The organism is Streptomyces sp. NPDC002104 (assembly GCF_053593795.1).
In genome coordinates, this window is the sequence record NZ_JBSFDF010000014.1 from 78,072 (window position 1) to 94,760 (window position 16,689).

Here is a 16,689-nt window from a genome sequence, read left to right on the forward strand (position 1 = left end):
GTCCATTGCCGGACTTCCCGCACCACACCAAAGGACTACTTATGGAGAGGCCTTACGGGCGCGGTACCGCGCACGCACCGTCGGGCTCGCACGCCTCGCCCTCGGGAGCGGCGGGCACGAGGACCTCGCGGCCGGCCCAGGCCTGTTCCAGCGCCTGCGTGAACACCTCGGCGGGCTGACCGCCGGAGATCCCGAGACGGCGGTCGAGCACGAAGAACGGTACGGCGTTCGCGCCCAGCTCGGCCGCCTCGCGCTCGTCGGCCCGCACCTCGGCGGCGTACGCGGACTCGTCGGCCAGCACCGCCCGGGCCTCCCCCTCGTCCAGTCCGGCCTCGACGGCGAGCGTGACGAGCACCTCCGGGTCGAAGACGGAGCGCTCCTCGCCGAAGTTGGCGCGGTAGGCGAGGTCGAGCAGCTCCTCCTGGCGGCCGCGGGCGGCGGCCAGGTGCAGCAGGCGGTGGATGTCGAAGGTGTTGCCGTGGTCGCGGCCCTCGGTGCGGTACGTCAGCCCCTCGGCGCGGGCGCTCGCGGCGACGTGCTCCTCCATGCCGCAGGCCTCCTCCAGGGTCCGGCCGTACTTCTTGGCCAGCATCTCCACGACGGGGGCCACCTGGCCCTTGGGGCCGTTCGGGTCGAGCTCGAAGGAGCGGTAGACCACCTCGACCTCCCCGCGGTGTGCGAAGCCGGCCAGCCCCTTGGCGAACCGGGCCTTGCCGATGTAGCACCACGGGCAGGCGATGTCGCTCCAGATCTCGACGCGCATGTTCCTTCTTCCCTCCACGGAATCAACTGTTCCGTGTTCAACCACCTGCTCCCGCGTCCCATTCCCCGGGACGGGTCACTCGCCGGACACGTCCTCCACGGTGAGCCACAGGATGCGGTGGGAGCCCGCGGCGCGTGCTCCGGCGGGATCCGGGAGCCAGCCGTGGGCCGCGTAGAAGGCCTGGGCGCGGAGGTTGTGCTCGAAGACCTCCAGGCGGACCCTGCGCACGCCCCCGCCGCGCCAGGCGTCGAGGCAGGCGGCGTGCAGGGCCGCCCCGGTGCCGCGCCGCCAGTGGACGGGGTCCACGTGGAACTGCGTGAGGGTGGTCTCCCCGTCTTCGGTGCGGAAGGCCGCCACCCCGGTCAGCTCGCCGCCGCTCTCGGCGCAGAGCACCCCGCCGTCGGCCGCGGCCCGGGCCACCGCCCGGGACCAGCCCTCCCGGGTGCGCGCCAGTTCGGCGGCGCCGCCGTAGGCCTCCTCGGGTATCCGGCCCCGGTAGTAGGTGGCGCGGGCCCGGGTGTGGAGGGCTGCGATGGCGTCGAGGTCTTCGGGCTGCGCGGTCCGGATCATGGGAAGGACAACGCGCCGGGAACCCCCTGCGGTTCCCGGCGCGGGCTACTACTTCAGCCAGGCCTTCATCATCTTCTGCGCCACCGGGGCGGCCAGCTTGCCGCCCGCGATCTCGTTGCGGTCGGTGTCCGACCCGACGATCACCACGGCGACGGCGATCTGCTTGCCGCCCGCCTTGCCGTACGTGGTGTACCAGGCGAGCGGCGGCAGGCTGTTGTCCACGCCGCGCTGGGCGGTACCGGTCTTGGCGCCCGACTCCACTCCCGGGATCTGGACGTTCTTGCCACCGCCCTCGGTGGCGACCGTCTTCATGACGTCCTGGAGCATCGAGGCGGTCCGCCCGCTCATCACCTGCGTGGACTTGGGGTCCTTGAAGCTCTGCAGCACGTTGCCGTTGGAGTCGGTGACCTCGGAGACCTCGTGCGGTGCGACGAGCTTGCCGCCGTTCTCGATCGCGGCGCTCACCATCGCCATCTGGAGCGGGGTGGCCTGGACGTCGAACTGGCCGATGCCCGTCTGCGCGACCTGGTCGACCGACATCTTCTTCTTCGGGTACTTGCTCGCGGGGTCGGTGTAGACGGGGAGCTTCTGCACCACGTTGAAGCCGAGCTTCTCGGCCATCGCGCGCATCTTGTCCTGGCCCAGCTCGTGGGCGAACTCCGCGAAGACGTTGTTGCACGACAGCTTCAGCGCGGTCCGGGGGGACACGTTGTTGCACATGGCGTCGGGAACCTCGCTGCGCAGCTTGATCCGCGTACCGGGGATCACGTAGTCGCCGGGGACCGAGGTGGGCGTGTCCACGTTCTTGACGAGGCCGTTCTCGATGGCCGCCGCCAGGGTGACCAGCTTGAAGGTGGAGCCGGGTGCCTGCGGGTTGCGCAGCGCCGTGTTCTCCATGGCCTTGCCGCCGTTGGCGTTGAGCGCGTTCCACGCCTTCTGGTCCGCTTCGCCCGCGCCGGCGATGCTGCCCGGGTCGTAGGACGGGTTGTTCACGATGGCCAGGATCTCGCCCGTCGCCGGGTCGAGCGCCACGGCCGAGCCCTGCTTGCCCTGGAGCGCGTCCCAGCCCGCCTTCTGGACGCCCTTGTCGATCGTGGTCAGGACGTTGCCCGGGGCCGCCCGCTTGCCGGTGAGCGTGTCCATGACCGTCTTGAGCCGGTTGTCGGAGCCGTTGAGGATCTCCTTGTAGACGCCCTCCAGCATGCTCCAGCCGAAGGCCTGGGAGCTGTAGCCGGTGACCGGGGCGTACAGCGGGCCGTCGGTGTAGGTGCGCTTGTACCGGAAGTCCTTGCCTCCGGTGTCCTTGGAACCGGTGATCGCCTCCCCGCCCACGATGATGTTCCCCAACGGGTTCTCGTACGTCCCGATGAGGTTGCGCCGGTTGTTCTTGTCGTCTGCGAGGGCCTGGCCTTGGTACGCCTGCACCCAGGTGACCCGCACCAAAAGGGCCAGCACCAGAAGCAGACAGAAGACCGACGCACGCCTGATCGTCTTGTTCATCCCCCAGAAGGACGTCCCGGCCGTCCCAGCCGTTCCGCTCTGCCCCGATTGTGGCGGAGTTCTCAGCCTTTCTTCATGAGGAAGCCTCCCTCGTACGCCGCGATGACCGCCTGGGTCCGGTCCCGGGAGCCGGTCTTGGCGAGCACCGCCGCCACGTGCGTCTTGACCGTCTGCGGGCCGACGCCGAGCCGCTCGCTCACCTCGTGGTTGGAGAGCCCGGACGCCATCAGGCGCAGTACGTCGGCCTCCCGGTCCGTGAGCCGGGCGACCCAGGGCGCGGCGGCGGGGCCGGCCCCGGGCGGGGTGTGGGCGGCGGCCAGGGAGCGGACGGCCGCCGGGAAGAGCAGCGAGTCCCCGCGCGCGACGAGCCGGACGGCGGCGGTCAGCTCGTCGGGGTCGGCCCGCTTGAGGAGGAACCCGCAGGCTCCCGCGCGCAGCGCGTCGTAGACGTAGGCGTCGTTCTCGAAGGTGGTGACCACCACGATCCGGGGCGGCCCGGTCATGGTGGCGAGGATCCGCTCCGTGGCCCGGATGCCGTCGATCTCCGGCATCCGCACGTCCATGAGCACCACGTCCGGGGCGAGTGCCCGGACCACGGCCACGGCCTCGGCCCCCGTGGCCGCCTCCCCGACGACCTCCATGTCGGGCTCGGCGTCGAGGATGACCCGCAGGGCGGTGCGGACCATCCGCTCGTCATCGGCGACGACCACCCGCAGCGGCGGCCGGGGCTCGGTCCTCATCGCGCGCCCTCGCCGAGCGGGAGGACGGCCCGCAGCCGCCACCGGCCCCCGTACGGCCCGGCCTCGACCCTCCCGCCGAGGAGTGCGGCCCGCTCGGCGGCGCCGTGCAGCCCCCGGCCCCCGCCGGGCCGGGCCCGCGCGGCGGCCCCGGTCGCTCCGGCCGGGTCGTTCGTCATGGTGATCTCCAGTTCCTCATGTCCGCGCCGTTCACCCTTTCTGCCTGGTTCACCGGTTTCGCCCGGTTCCCCCCGCGCCCGTACGAGGATCCGCAGATCGACGGGGCCCGTCCCGTGCCGCAGCGCGTTGCTCAGCCCCTCCTGCACGATCCGGTACGCCTCGCGGGAGGCGATCGCCGGAAGGCTCCCCCAGTCCCCGGAGGGTCCCGGGTCCTGGCGGGCGGTGATCGGGGTCCCGGAGGCCCGGCTGCGGGCCAGCAGCCCGTCGAGGTCGGCGGCGAGCGTCGGGGAGGCGGGCAGTGCGCCGCCCCCGGCCCCCGCGCCGTCGCCCTCGCGCAGCAGGCCGAGGACGGCGTCGAGCTCCCCCACCGTGCGCCGGGTGGTCTCCTCGATCGCGGCGAGCGCCTCCCGGACGAAGCCGGGGTCGCTGTCCAGCACCCGCCGGGCGGCGCCCGCCTGGAGGGTGACCGCGCTCAGGGCGTGCCCGACGGCGTCGTGCAGCTCCCGGGCGAGCCGGTTGCGGACCGCCAGGTCCGCGGCACGCTCCTCGGCGGCCACCAGCCGGTCCGCCGCCGTCGGCCCGAGCAGGACGGGCGCGAGCCGTGCCAGCAGCGCCCCCGCTGCGGCGGCGCACAGGACGAGCCCGGCGAGCAGCCCGGCCCCGAGCAGCGGGGCGGCGTACGGCTGGGCCTGCGCGTCGAACGGGCCGAGCCCGACCGGCAGATCCCGCAGCGCGCGCACGAACGGCAGGGCGAGCAGCACCAGCGCCAAGGGCGGTACCGCCAGGCTCATCCCGCTGACCAGGGCTCCGAGCCCCAGGTGCAGGGTCCACCAGGCCGAGGCCCGCCCCCGGGCGGCCCAGCTGCGGGCCGGCCCCTCGGCGAACCGCTCCCCCGGCAGCCCGCACAGGACGCGCGCGGCGCCCGCGGACATCGGCCGGACCAGTCCGTGCAGCCCGGTCGCGGCGATGAGCGGCAGGGCGGCCGCGTAGGCGGCGAGGCTGAGCGGCAGGGACGTGCGTGCGTTGCTCCCGCCCGCGAGGACACCGACCACCACCTCCGTGAGGAGGAAGTACGGCATCAGCATGGCGCCGCCGAGGATCAGATGGACCCAGCGCAGGGGCCGCCACCTCGGACGCCGCTCCACGCCCTCCCCCCTTCTCAGCCCGTGCGGCGGCCGGCGAGGAACCGGCCCAGGACCGCGGTCGCGAGGAGGGCTGTGACCATCTGGCCACCGTAGATCAAGTAGCTTGCGGTGGTGGTCCGTTCGCCGGGGCCGGGGTCGCCGCTCGTGAAGGCCGCCAGCATCCACATCCCCCAGCACAGGGTCGCCGCCGACCCGGTCCACGCCACGGCCAGTGGCCATCCCGCCCGCCGGGTCCCGCCCCTGGCCAGCAGGAGTGCCCCCGCCGCCGCGGTCAGCGCGCATATCCCGTGGACCGCGGAGCCCACGGCGGTGTCCGAGGAGTACTGCGCGATCTGCGAGGCGTTCTGCCCGGCCGTGCCGCCCAGGGCCCAGTAGAAGTGCGCCGCCGCGACCACCGCGGCCAGTACTGCCGCGGCTCCCGCCACCACCCCCGTGGGTGGCGGGAGCCGCGTGTCGAGGGGCCCCTGCCAGCGCCGGCCCCAGCGCTCGCGGGCATAGGGCACGAACAGGCCGGCCAGGGCGATCGCCTGGACGATGAAGCCCGTGTAGACCACGTGGAAGACCCAGTCGTCGAGGAAGGGCTTCGCCGCCGTCGGCGCGGCCTCGTCGGGACCCAGCCCCATGCCCCTCAGGAGGAGCTGGCCGGGAAATCCGAGCACGATGGGCGTGAGCAGACCGGTGGCGACGAAGCCCGGAACCACCAGCAGCCAGGACGGAACCCGCCTGCCCCAGGGTCTGATGAGCACCAGCACGAGCAGGATCACGGCCGCGTCCATGAGCACGGTGACGGCGTTCGCCACGGTGAGGAGCAGCCGGGGCTCCAGCAGCACGCTGCCCGCCGGTATCCCGACGTGGCTCCCGGACAGCCAGGCGGCCTTCAGGGTCAGGTACGGGACGGTGGCGGCGACGGCCACCGCGGCGAGGACCCTGCGGCCGGCCCGCGGCGCGGCGGCGGCGGGGCGCGGTGCGTCGCGGGCCGGTCGTGGTGGCTGCGGCAGGTGCACGGCTCGTGTGGTCATGACCCAACGGTCCCGCGTCCGTTGCCCCGCCGCCTCCCCCGTGAAGGGGATCCGTCTCCCCCGTCCGGGGGAGGAACCGTGCCCTCCGGCGCGCCCCCGCTCACGGCCGGCGACCCTCCCCCACCCACGGCCGGCGGTCCGCCCCCCACCCACGGCCGGCGGTCCGCCCCCACATCCGCTACATCCGCCGCGTCACCACCGACAGCCGGTCGCGCGCCGCGAACAGGGCCGCCTTGATGCCCCGTTCGTGCCCCGGCGTCAGCCGCGCCACCGGTACCGAACAGCTCACCGCGTCCCGCGCCGGCGTCCGGTACGGGACCGCCACCCCGAAGCAGCGCAGTCCGAGGGTGTTCTCCTCGCGGTCCACCGCGTACCCCTGCTCCCGCACCAGTGCCAGGTCCTCGATGAGCCGTTCCCGGTCGGTGATGGTGTGCTCGGTGACGGCTTCGAGCCGGCGCGGCAGCAGGGCGCGTACCTCCTCGTCCGTGTGCGTGGCCAGCAGCGCCTTGCCGAGCGCCGTCGAGTGCACCGGCAGCCGCCGCCCCACGCGGGTGAAGGGGCGCAGGTAGTGCTGGGACTGCCGGGTCGCCAGGTAGACCACGCTCGTCCCGTCCATGCGGGCCAGGTGGATCGTCTCCGTCGTGTCGTCGGAGAGCCGGTCCAGCGTGGGCCGGGCCGCCGCCACCACCTCGTCCCCGTCGATGTACGAGCTGCCGACGAGCAGGGCCCGTACGCCGATGCCGTACCGCGTGCCCGTCGCGTCCGTCTCCACCCAGCCCAGGTTCACCAGGGTGCGCAGCAGCATGTAGAGGCTGGATTTGGGCAGGGAGAGGTCGCTTTGGAGTTCGGCCAGGCTGTGCAGCCCCGGCCGGGAAGCGAAGTGCTCCAGCAACAGGACCGTGCGTACCGCCGACTTGACGGCCGCCGGTGCTCCCGGGCCCCCCGGCTCAGCTGTGGTGGTCATCCGCCTTCGCGCCCCTCTGCCTCTTGCTGTCTCTTGTCACCCGGAAGTCACGGAAATAGAGTCCACGGTGGATGTGATCATTCATCCAACGGAACGGCGTTCACAATACTGAACGCATCCGCGCGGGTCAGCGTAGATCCAGGAGGCAGTTCGCCATGGCAGCAACACCAGTCTGGAGTGTGGACCCCCGTACCGGGAAGCACCGGGAGCAGGTTGCGGTGGAGGCCACACCCCGGGAGCTGGACGAAACCGTGCGCGCGGCCCACGCCGTCCGCGGTGCGCTGGCCGACGCCGGGAGGCGCGCCGCCTTCCTGCGGGCCGCCGCCGATCTGCTCGACGCGTCCGCCTCGCACGTCATCGAGGCGGCCGACGCCGAGACGGCCCTCGGCCCCGGCCGGCTCACCGGCGAGCTCGCCCGCACCACGGGCCAGTTCCGCGCCTTCGCCGACGCCGTGGACGAGGGCTCCTACCTCGACGTCCGCATCGACCGCGCCGATCCCACCACCGCACCGCCCCGCCCCGAACTGCGCCGCTACAAGGTGCCGCTGGGCGTGGTCGCGGTCTACGCCGCCTCCAACTTCCCGCTCGCCTTCTCCGTGCCCGGCGGCGACACCGCCAGCGCCCTGGCCGCGGGCTGCCCGGTCGTGGTCAAGGCGCACCCCGACCACCCCGCCACCTCCGAGCTGTGCGCCTCGCTGCTGCGCCGCGCCGCCGTCGCCTGCGGGCTGCCGGCCGAGGTCGTCGCCGTGGTCCACGGGTTCGACGCGGGCCTGGAGCTGATCCGCCACCCGCTGGTCGGCGCCGCCGGGTTCACCGGGTCCATCCGGGGCGGGCGGGCCCTGTTCGACGCCGCCGCCGCGCGGCCCGTACCGATCCCCTTCCACGGCGAACTGGGCTCCCTGAACCCGGTCGTGGTCACCCCGGCGGCCGCCGCCGAGCGCGCCGAGGAGATCGGCGGCGGGCTGGCCGGCTCGGTCACGCTCGGCGTCGGCCAGTTCTGCGTCAAGCCGGGCCTGGTCCTCGTCCCCGAGGGCGCGGACGGGGACCGGCTCGCGGGCGCGCTGACCAAGGCGCTCGGGGAGACCGAGCCCGGCGTGCTCCTCGACCACCGGATGCGGGAGAACTTCGTCGCCGGGGTCCGCGAACGCGCCGCCCTGCCCGGGGTCGTCGCACCCGTCACCCCCGGCGCGGGCGGCGAGCACACCGTCGGCGCGGGCTACCTGAGCGTGCCGGCGCGGACCCTGCTGGAGGGCGGGCCCTACGAGGTGCTCCTGGAGGAGTGCTTCGGCCCCGTCACCGTGCTGGCCCGGTACGCCGGCCAGGACGAGGCCGCCGCCGTGCTCGGGCGGCTCCCCGGCAACCTCACCGCGACCCTGCAGCTGTCGGCCGCCGAGGCCGACGGCGGCCCCGGTCCGGCGGCGGAGCTGATCTCCCAGGTCACGACCCTGGCGGGCCGGGTCGTGGTCAACGGCTGGCCGACCGGTGTCGCGGTGGCCCCGGCCCAGCACCACGGGGGCCCGTACCCGGCGGCGACCTCCCACTCCACCTCGGTCGGCGGCACGGCGATCGAGCGCTGGCTGCGCCCGGTGGCCTACCAGTCGGTGCCGGACGCCCTGCTCCCGGCGGAACTGCGCGAGGCCAACCCCCTGAACCTCCCGCGACGGGTCACGGGAGGCTAGGAACCTGACGGGAAGGCCCGGTCAGCCGCTCAGGACCCGGGCCTTCTCCGTCGCGAACTCCTCGTCGGTGAGCAGGCCCTGGGCCTTGAGCTCGGCCAGCGCGGTGAGCTGGCCGACCCGGTCGACTGCGGGAGCCGGCGCGGGAGCGGCTTGCGGGGCCTGCGGGGCCTGCCAGGCCTGCTGCTGCGCGGCCGCCTGGGCCGCCGCCTGGTTGACGAGGGCCTGCTGCTCGGCGTCCGCCGCGGCCTGCTGCTGCGCGCTGCGTTCGGCCTGGCCGCGCTGCATCCTGCCCGAAACGGCGGTCGCCGTACCCGCCACGACCGCGGTGCGGGCCATCGCGCCCAGCAGCCCCGGGCGCCCCATGCGTCGACGCATGACTCTCCTCCCAGCTTCTCGGTTCTCCACCGCTCGGTTCTCTCCTGCTCAGTCAGTGCGGCGACGGCTCGTTCGACGCCGTCCCGTGGAACGCGTTCCATGAAGAGCACCTGCCCGTCGGACTCCCGCACCGCCGAGGCCAGGCGCGCGGCCCAGGCGTTCTCCCAGACCACCACGAGCGCGGAGGAGTCCGGAGCCAGGCCCTGCGCCACGGTCTCCAGGTCCCCGTCGCTCAGCAGATCGAACTCCTCGCCGAGGACCCGCTCGAACTGATCGGCCACCTCGGAGTCGGCGAGCTCCACCACGGACACCGCGCCGTCCCGCTCCTTGCGGACGAAGGTGAGGTCGAGGATGCGCACCACTCCGCTCTCCTGGAGCTCATATTGCGTTGCAGGCCGCCGCCCGGGGACGGCACCCTCGGCCCATGCCCAGACCTCACGGATTCTCGTACGAACAGCGGGGCGACCAGAGCGTCGTCATCACCCATCAGGGCCGCTCCGCGGCCACCCTGCGCGGCGGGCGGGCCGCCGCCTTCCTGGCCGAGGTCGAAGCCGGTGACGCCCAGCTCGTGATGGCGCGCTGGACCGGCTCGTACAAGTTCGGCAACGAGCGGACGGCCAGGAACCACCCCCGCAACCAGGGCCGCGCCTGAACCGCGGGCGGGACGCGCGGGGACAGGAGGCGGGACGCGGGCGGGACACGGGCGGGACGCGGGTGAAGAACCGGGAAACCGGGTGAAAGTAAGGGAACGGCAAAGCCACCTCGGTCGTTCTCCCGGCATGACCGCTATGACCCCTGGTTCCAACCTGCCGCTCAATGCCGTCCGCGTGACGGTGGACGTGGCTGCCCCGGTGCGGCTCGACGTGTCCGCGCTGCTCCTCGCCGCCGACGGCAAGGTGCGTTCCGACGCCGATTTCATCTTCTTCAACCAGCCGTCCGGCCCCGGCGTGAGCTACCGCTCGGGCGGCGGCACGGCACCGGACTCGATCACCGTGGACACCGGTGCGGTCCCGCCCGGCATCGAGCGGATCGTCATCACCGCCAGCCCGGACGCCGCGGGCCAGTCCTTCCAGGGCATCGAGCCCACCGCCACCGTGCGGGACTCCGCCGGCGGAGCGGTGATCTCCACCTTCACCCCGCCCCGGCTCGGCACCGAGACCGCCCTGGTGGTCGTCGAGGTCTACCAGCGCGGCGGCGTGTGGAAGGTGCGCGCGGTCGGCCAGGGGTACGCGAACGGCCTCGCGGGCATCGCGACCGACTTCGGGGTCTCGGTGGACGAGGAACCGGCTCCGGCCGCCGCCGCCCCGGCCCCCGTCGCCCCGCCCGCACCGCCGGCTCCCCCGGCGGCGCCGCCCACGTACGCGGCCTCCCCCTGGCTCACCAGTGGCGCCCCCGGGGCGGCCCCGGCCCCCGCACCGGCCGCCCCGGCACCGGTCGCGGCTCCCGCCGCCTCCCCCGCGCCCGGCGCAGGGAAGATCAACCTCGACAAGGGCCGGGTCAGCCTCCAGAAGAACCAGACCGTCTCCCTGGTCAAGGGCGGCCGCCCGCTGCTCTCCCAGGTCAAGATGGGTCTCGGCTGGGAGCCCGCGTTCCGCGGCCGGAGCATCGACCTGGACGCCTCGGTCATCGCCTACGGCCCGCAGCGCAACCACATCGACAGCTGCTACTTCGGCAAGCTCTCCATCCTGGGCGGCTCGATCAAGCACTCCGGCGACAACCTGACGGGCGAGGGCGCGGGTGACGACGAGGTGATCGTCGTGGACCTCGGCCGGCTGCCCGCGGACGCGACGGGCCTCGTCTTCACGGTGAACTCCTTCTCCGGCCAGAAGTTCACCGAGGTGGCGAAGGCCTACTGCCGTCTCATCGACGCCGCGACCAATGAGGAGCTGGTCCGCTTCGACCTCACCAGCGCCGAGCCGCAGACCGGCGTGATGATGGCCAAGCTGATCAGGCAGTTCTCGGGCGAATGGGAGATGACGGCCATGGGCGAGTTTGTGAAGTCGCGCACAGTGCGGGGCATGGTCAAACCGGCCGCACAGGCACTCTGAGCAGGTGAGCGGGTACATGGAGCAACGGACGCCCTTCCCGGGTGACCTGTTCCACCCTTAATACGGAGGTCGCTGTCAGTGCCCGCCCGTAGCCTTGGAAGCATGCACCAGACACTCCAGCCCGCGGGCCCCGCGCGCCCGTCCGCCGCCGAGGCGAACGAGGCGATCCGGCAGCTCGTCGAGAGCCGGGTGGACGGCGAGTGGCCCTCCGAGGCGTACGAGTTCCTCCTCGAAGAGTGGGCCGCGGCCAGCCGCGCCGAAGCTCAGTAGAAGAACGGATGAAACGACAAGAGCCGCCGGGCCCCAGGGCCCGGCGGCTCTTGTCATCTCCGGCGCTCCCCGGCTAGCACGCGCGCCGCCACGGTCCCGTGACGGCCAGCATGATGCCCGGCTCCTGGATGTTGACGAACAGCGTCCGCCCGTCCGGGGAGAAGCAGACCCCCGTGAACTCCGAGTACTCCGGCGCCTGCGCCGTCCCCATGTTCATCTCGTTGCGGGCCAGCGGGTACGTGCGCCCCGACTCGGTCGCTCCGAAGAGGTGCTGCAGCCCCGAGCCGTCCTCGGCGATGACCAGACCGCCGTACGGGGAGACCGTGATGTTGTCCGGGCCGTCGTAGCCGCCCTCCACCGACGGGTCGGCGTTCACGCCGAGCAGCACCTGCAGCCGCACCGTGCGCCGCTTGGGGTCGTAGAACCAGACCTGGCCGTCGTGGGCCGCGCCCGGGCTCTCCTCGCGGGCGTAGGAGGAGACGAAGTACGCCCCGCCGTCGGCCCACCACATGCCCTCCAGCTTGCGCGCGCGGGTCACGGCGGACTCGCCGAACTGCTTGCGCACCGCGACGGTGCGGGCGTCGCGGTCCGGGACCGGCACCCAGTCCACCCCGTAGGTGGTCCCGATCCGCGTCGCGCGCGAGAGGTCGTCGACGAACAGTCCCGCACTGTCGAAGCACTTGGCGGCCGCCAGCACACCGGCGTCGTCGGCGAGGGTACGGAGCTTGCCGCGCCCGTGGCGGAAGCCGCTCGGCGGGGTCCAGCGGTAGAGCAGCCCGTTGGGGCCGGAGGCGTCCTCGGTGAGGTAGGCGTGGCCCTGCCGCGGGTCGATCACCACGGCCTCGTGGGCGTACCGGCCGAAGGCCTTGACCGGCTTCGGGCCGAGGTTGGCCCGGCGGTCGTGCGGGTCCACCTCGAAGACGTAGCCGTGGTCCTTGGTCATCCCGTTCTTGCCGGCGAGGTCCTCGTTCTCCTCGCAGGTCAGCCAGGTGTCCCAGGGGGTGGAGCCGCCCGCGCAGTTGGTCGACGTACCGGCGATGCCCACCCACTCGGCGACCTCGCCGCCGCGCCGGACCTCGACGACCGTGCAGCCGCCGGCCGCGGCCGGGTCGTAGACGAGGCCCTCGGTCAGCGGGACGGGGTGCGTCCAGTTCGCGCGGGGGCCCTTCAGCTCGTGGTTGTTGACGAGCAGGGTGACCCCGCGGTGGCCCTCGAAGGCGGCCGTGCCGTCGTGGTTGGAGGGGGTGCTCTCGCCCGAGTCGAGTGCGGTGACACCGCTGTGCGTGATCACGCGGTACGAGAATCCGGCGGGGAGGGCCAGGATGCCGGCCGGGTCCGCGACGAGCGGGCCGTAGCCGGGACCGTGGCCGTGGCCGTGACCCTCGCCGCGTTCCTGGTCCGGGCCGGCGTCCTGCCGGGCGCCGTCGTCCGCGGCGAGGGCGCCGGGGGCGGTGGCCAGTGCGCCGACCGTTCCGGTGAGCGCGACTCCCGCACCCGCGAGGGCGGTGCGGGTGGTGAAATCTCTGCGGCTGAGCGGCATCGGGTCTCCAGGGGTGGGGAGGTGCTGCGCCTGTCGTGCGGTCGTCGGCGCACACGCTCCCGCCCGCACGTGAACGCCGACTGAACTACCCGGGAAAACGAATCGACCCCTTGACCCGTGTCACCGTTGGCCGACTCCCTTGCGGGAACGGCTGGTTACCAGCGCCTCACACACCCCTCACACGCCACGGGAACGCGCCTTGAACGCGGCCTTCCGGGCCTCCTTGGCGGCCTTCCTGTCGGGGTGCAGCCGCCCCATCGCCTCCAGCACGTGGGCCGTGGCCGGGTGCTCCACCCGCCAGGCCTGCTCGAAGAACCCGGCATGATGGGCGGTCAGCGACTCGATCAGCAGTGGCAGCTCCGCCTCGGCGCCGTCCCCGGCACCCCCACCGCCGGCGGCGCCGCCCGTCGCGAGCTGCGCCGCGATCGTGTCGACCGTCAGCCAGAACACCATCTCCTCGTCCGGCGCCGGTACGTCGGCCACCCCGCGCTCGGCCAGCCAGACCCGGGCGAGGCCGCCGAGCTCCGCGTCGTCCAGTACGGCGCGGACGGCCGGCTCGGCCTCCGCCCCGGCCGGCGCGAGGGCCTGCTGGCAGCGCAGCCGGCGCAGCGGGCCGCCCTCGTCGGCGCCGCGCGCGGCGGCGAGCAGCTCGCTGGCCGCTTCGGGTACGGGGCGGCCGGCCAGCCAGTGTTCGATCTCGGCCTGGGCGGCGGCCTCGGAGTAGTGGGAGACCACGTCGAGCAGGACGTCCGCGCCCTTGGCGGCGAGTTCACCGACGGCCGGGGCCTCCACGCCGGCCTCCAGCATGCGCGCCCGGATGCCGTACAGCCCGAGCGGGGTCAGGCGCACCAGCCCGTACCGGGAGACGTCCTCCTCGCCGGGGGCGGAGCCGGAGCCCGTGAGGAAGTCCTCGTCGTCGGCCTCCGCCATCAGCTCCTCGTCGACGGGGCGGAACTCGACCAGCCCGATCGGCTCCAGCTGCCGGAACTGGTCGTCGAGGCGCATCATCGCGTCCGAGACCTGTTCCAGCACGGCGTCGGTGGGATCGCCCATGTCGTCCGGCACCACCATGGAGGCGGCGAGCACCGGGAGCGGCACCGGCCCGTCGGCGGTGCCGCCCTCGGCCACCGCGAGCAGGTAGAGGTTGGCGAGGACCCCGTCGAGGAAGTCGGCCTCGCGGCCCGGGTTCCAGTCGAGCTGGTCGAAGTCGATCTCGCCCCCCGCGTCGAGGGCGTCGACGAGGTCGTCCAGGGCGGGCACCGCCGCGTCCGCGAGGACGGTGTCCAGGGCCGCCAGCCACAGGTCGAGCACGTCGCCGGGGGTTCCGCCGGTCACCAGCGCGAGGTCCTCACCGGGCTCGGCGGTGCCGAACTCCCGCCCCTCCGCGTCCGCCTCCCCGGAGCCGTCGCCGTCCTCCTCCGGTTCGGTGACGTCGACGAGGCCGGTGTCGACGGCCACCCGCCAGGCCTGGCTCGCGTGGGCGGCGGAGTCCTCGTCGGCGGGGTCCAGGCCCAGCAGGGCCACGGCCTCGGGCAGTTGCGCGTGCACGAGCTCGCCCCCGGTGTCCACCCGGGTGTCCGGTCCGGCCCAGCGGGCGAGGCGCACGGCGCGGGCGAACAGTGGGGCGGCCAGGGCGTCGCGGGCCAGTTCCGCGTCGGGGAGCAGCCGTACCGGCGGCAGCGTCGGGTGCGAGTCTGCGGACATGGGGCGGTTCTCCTCGCGGGCACGGGTGGTTCGCGTACGGGTGGTTCGGTTGCTGCGGATGCGCATGCGGGTGTTCGGTTGCTGCGGATGCGGGTGGTCCGGGTACCGCGGATGCGGCTGGACCGGTGCGTCGGGTACGGGTCGTACGGCGCCCCAGAGTAGACGCATTTCGGGCGGTCCCGGCGGCCCCTCCCCTTTGGTTCATCCCACAGTCAACCGCCGTATTCCCTGGAGGGCTTGACAACTTTGCCGGGCACGAAGGAAATTGACGCGCGTAGATATCTGCTTCCCCCTCCACACACCGGAGTTCCCGCCCATGCGCTCCTCGCATCCCCGTTCCGCCGCCGTCGCGGCCCTCGTCGCCACCGCGCTGGCCACCGGCCTGCTCGCGGGCACCGCCGACGCGGCCGAAGGCGCCGTGTCCGCCGATCCGATACGCATTCACGACATCCAGGGCACGACCCGCATATCCCCGCTGGTCGGCAAGCAGGTCACCGATGTGGCGGGCATCGTCACGGGCGTCCGCACGTACGGTTCGCGCGGCTTCTGGATCCAGTCCGCCGACGGAGACGCGGACGACGACGACGCCACCAGCGAGGGCGTGTTCGTCTTCACCAGCTCCGTGCCGACCGTCGCCGTCGGCGACGCCGTCACCGTCTCCGGCCTGGTCGGCGAGTACATCCCCGGCGGCGTCGCCTCCGGGAACCAGTCGGTCACCCAGATCTCCAAGCCCGTCGTCACCGTGGTCTCCTCCGGCAACGCGGTGCCTGCGGCCACCGCCGTCAACGAGTACTCGGTCCCCTGCGCGTACGCCCCGGACGGCGACCCGGCCGCCGCCGGCAGCATCAACGGCCTGACGCTGGAGCCCTCGCGCTACGCCCTGGACTACTACGAGTCCCTCGAGGGCATGAACATCGCGATCGGCAACTCGCGCGTGGTCGGCGCCACCGACCCGTACGCCGAGCTGTGGGTCACGGTGAAGGGCTGGGAGAACAACACCAGGCGCGGCGGCACGCTCTACGGCTCGTACGACGCGCAGAACACCGGCCGCCTCCAGATCCAGCAGCTCGCGCCGCTCGCGCAGCAGCCGTTCCCGGTGGCCAACGTCGGCGACAAGCTGACCGGCCGCACCGAAGGCCCGCTGGACTTCAACCAGTTCGGCGGCTACACCCTGGTGGCCCGTACCCTCGGCACGGTCAAGGCGGGCACCCTCGCCGCGGAGAAGACCAAGCCGCAGGCCGAGAAGGAACTCGCGGTGGCCACGTACAACGTGGAGAACCTCGACCCGACCGACCCGCAGGAGAAGTTCGACAACCTGGCGAAGGCCGTCGTCGAGAACCTCGCCTCCCCCGACATCCTCGCCCTGGAGGAGATCCAGGACGACAACGGCGCCAAGAACGACGGCACGGTGTCGGCCGAGGCCACCCTGACGAAGTTCACCGCTGCCATCGCGGCCGCGGGCGGCCCCGCCTACCAGTGGCGCAGCGTCAACCCGGAGGACAAGAAGGACGGCGGCGAGCCCGGCGGCAACATCCGCCAGGTGTTCCTCTTCAACCCGGCGCGGGTCTCCTTCACGGAGCGCGCTCCCGGCGACGCCGTGACGGCGACCGGGGTGGTGAAGGAGAACGGCAAGGCCGCCCTGACCCACTCCCCCGGCCGGATCGACCCCGCGAACCCGGCGTGGGCGGACAGCCGCAAGCCGCTGGCCGGCGAGTTCGTCTTCCGCGGCAAGACGGTCTTCGTGATCGCCAACCACTTCGGTTCGAAGGGCGGCGACGAGGGCCTGACCTCCTCGCACCAGCCCCCGGTGCGCTCCTCCGAGGCCAAGCGGCTGCTGCAGGCGCAGGCCGTGAACGCCTTCGTCAAGGACATCCTGGCGGTGGACAAGAAGGCCGCGGTCCTCGCGGTCGGCGACATCAACGACTTCGAGTTCTCCGGTACGACGCAGGCGCTGGAGGACGGCGGGGCGCTGTACTCGGCGATCAAGTCCCTGCCGAAGCCGGAGCGCTACTCGTACGTCTACCAGGGCAACGCGCAGGTCCTCGACCAGATCCTGACGAGCCCGGGCGTCAAGCAGTTCAGCTACGACAGCGTGCACATCAACGCCGAGTTCGCGAACCAGAACAGCGACCACGACCCGCAGGTCGTGCGCTTCCGCCCGTAGGGCGGGCCGCCGAGGGGGCCGGGCCGCACCG

Annotated in this window: 16 protein-coding genes; 6 read left to right on the forward strand and 10 right to left on the reverse strand. The window is 73.2% G+C overall.

The genetic code is table 11. From position 1 onward, the window contains the following. Positions 1–52: 52 nt before the first annotated feature. The 7 genes from ACWCP2_RS15190 to ACWCP2_RS15220 form a co-directional block, all read right to left on the reverse strand. The gene (locus ACWCP2_RS15190) at positions 53–763 is read right to left on the reverse strand and encodes a DsbA family oxidoreductase (protein WP_450909030.1); all 711 of its coding nucleotides are present in this window, start codon (positions 761–763) and stop codon (positions 53–55) included. A gap of 75 nt (positions 764–838) precedes the next feature. Beyond that, entirely contained in the window at positions 839–1,333 is a 495-nt protein-coding gene (locus ACWCP2_RS15195) for an N-acetyltransferase family protein (protein WP_450909031.1), read from the reverse strand. Positions 1,334–1,381: 48 nt separating this feature from the next. Then, positions 1,382–2,833, reverse strand: a complete 1,452-nt coding sequence (locus ACWCP2_RS15200; protein WP_450909032.1) for a penicillin-binding transpeptidase domain-containing protein — start codon at positions 2,831–2,833, stop codon at positions 1,382–1,384. 62 nt (positions 2,834–2,895) lie between these two features. After that, positions 2,896–3,573, reverse strand: coding sequence for a response regulator transcription factor (locus tag ACWCP2_RS15205; RefSeq protein WP_450909033.1), 678 nt, complete (start codon positions 3,571–3,573; stop codon positions 2,896–2,898). Next, complete coding sequence (locus tag ACWCP2_RS15210) at positions 3,570–4,835, reverse strand: sensor histidine kinase (protein WP_450909097.1); 1,266 nt, start codon at positions 4,833–4,835, stop codon at positions 3,570–3,572. Before ACWCP2_RS15210 ends, ACWCP2_RS15205 begins: the two co-directional genes overlap by 4 nt. A 74-nt stretch (positions 4,836–4,909) precedes the next feature. Then, on the reverse strand, positions 4,910–5,914 hold the full coding sequence (locus ACWCP2_RS15215; RefSeq protein ID WP_450909034.1) for a hypothetical protein: 1,005 nt from the start codon (positions 5,912–5,914) through the stop codon (positions 4,910–4,912). Between the two features lie 178 nt (positions 5,915–6,092). Next, positions 6,093–6,878, reverse strand: coding sequence for an IclR family transcriptional regulator (locus ACWCP2_RS15220; RefSeq protein ID WP_450909035.1), 786 nt, complete (start codon positions 6,876–6,878; stop codon positions 6,093–6,095). Positions 6,879–7,033: 155 nt separating this feature from the next. Between ACWCP2_RS15220 and ACWCP2_RS15225 the strand changes: the two genes are divergently transcribed. Continuing rightward, on the forward strand, positions 7,034–8,557 hold the full coding sequence (locus ACWCP2_RS15225; protein ID WP_450909036.1) for an aldehyde dehydrogenase (NADP(+)): 1,524 nt from the start codon (positions 7,034–7,036) through the stop codon (positions 8,555–8,557). Between the two features lie 21 nt (positions 8,558–8,578). Here the strand turns inward: ACWCP2_RS15225 and ACWCP2_RS15230 are convergent, their stop codons facing one another. Further along, positions 8,579–8,932 carry an SHOCT domain-containing protein gene (locus ACWCP2_RS15230; protein ID WP_450909037.1) on the reverse strand — a complete coding sequence of 118 codons (354 nt, stop codon included), beginning with the start codon at positions 8,930–8,932 and terminating at the stop codon, positions 8,579–8,581. 99 nt (positions 8,933–9,031) lie between these two features. On the opposite strand from ACWCP2_RS15230, the gene ACWCP2_RS15235 reads away from it, so the two are divergent. The 4 genes from ACWCP2_RS15235 to ACWCP2_RS15250 all read left to right on the forward strand — a co-directional run bounded on the left by ACWCP2_RS15235 (position 9,032) and on the right by ACWCP2_RS15250 (position 11,250). After that, entirely contained in the window at positions 9,032–9,205 is a 174-nt protein-coding gene (locus ACWCP2_RS15235) for a hypothetical protein (protein WP_450909038.1), read from the forward strand. Between the two features lie 151 nt (positions 9,206–9,356). Further along, complete coding sequence (locus ACWCP2_RS15240) at positions 9,357–9,584, forward strand: hypothetical protein (protein WP_450909039.1); 228 nt, start codon at positions 9,357–9,359, stop codon at positions 9,582–9,584. Positions 9,585–9,720: 136 nt separating this feature from the next. Continuing rightward, entirely contained in the window at positions 9,721–10,980 is a 1,260-nt protein-coding gene (locus ACWCP2_RS15245) for a TerD family protein (RefSeq protein WP_450909098.1), read from the forward strand. 102 nt (positions 10,981–11,082) lie between these two features. Then, positions 11,083–11,250 carry a hypothetical protein gene (locus tag ACWCP2_RS15250; RefSeq protein WP_243338429.1) on the forward strand — a complete coding sequence of 56 codons (168 nt, stop codon included), beginning with the start codon at positions 11,083–11,085 and terminating at the stop codon, positions 11,248–11,250. A gap of 73 nt (positions 11,251–11,323) precedes the next feature. On the opposite strand, the gene ACWCP2_RS15255 is transcribed toward ACWCP2_RS15250, so the two are convergent. Both ACWCP2_RS15255 and ACWCP2_RS15260 read right to left on the reverse strand, forming a co-directional pair. Beyond that, positions 11,324–12,790, reverse strand: a complete 1,467-nt coding sequence (locus ACWCP2_RS15255) for an alkaline phosphatase PhoX (protein WP_450909040.1) — start codon at positions 12,788–12,790, stop codon at positions 11,324–11,326. 177 nt (positions 12,791–12,967) lie between these two features. Next, entirely contained in the window at positions 12,968–14,494 is a 1,527-nt protein-coding gene (locus ACWCP2_RS15260) for a hypothetical protein (RefSeq protein WP_450909041.1), read from the reverse strand. A gap of 316 nt (positions 14,495–14,810) precedes the next feature. Between ACWCP2_RS15260 and ACWCP2_RS15265 the strand changes: the two genes are divergently transcribed. Next, on the forward strand, positions 14,811–16,658 hold the full coding sequence (locus tag ACWCP2_RS15265) for an endonuclease/exonuclease/phosphatase family protein (protein WP_450909042.1): 1,848 nt from the start codon (positions 14,811–14,813) through the stop codon (positions 16,656–16,658). Positions 16,659–16,689: the final 31 nt, after the last annotated feature.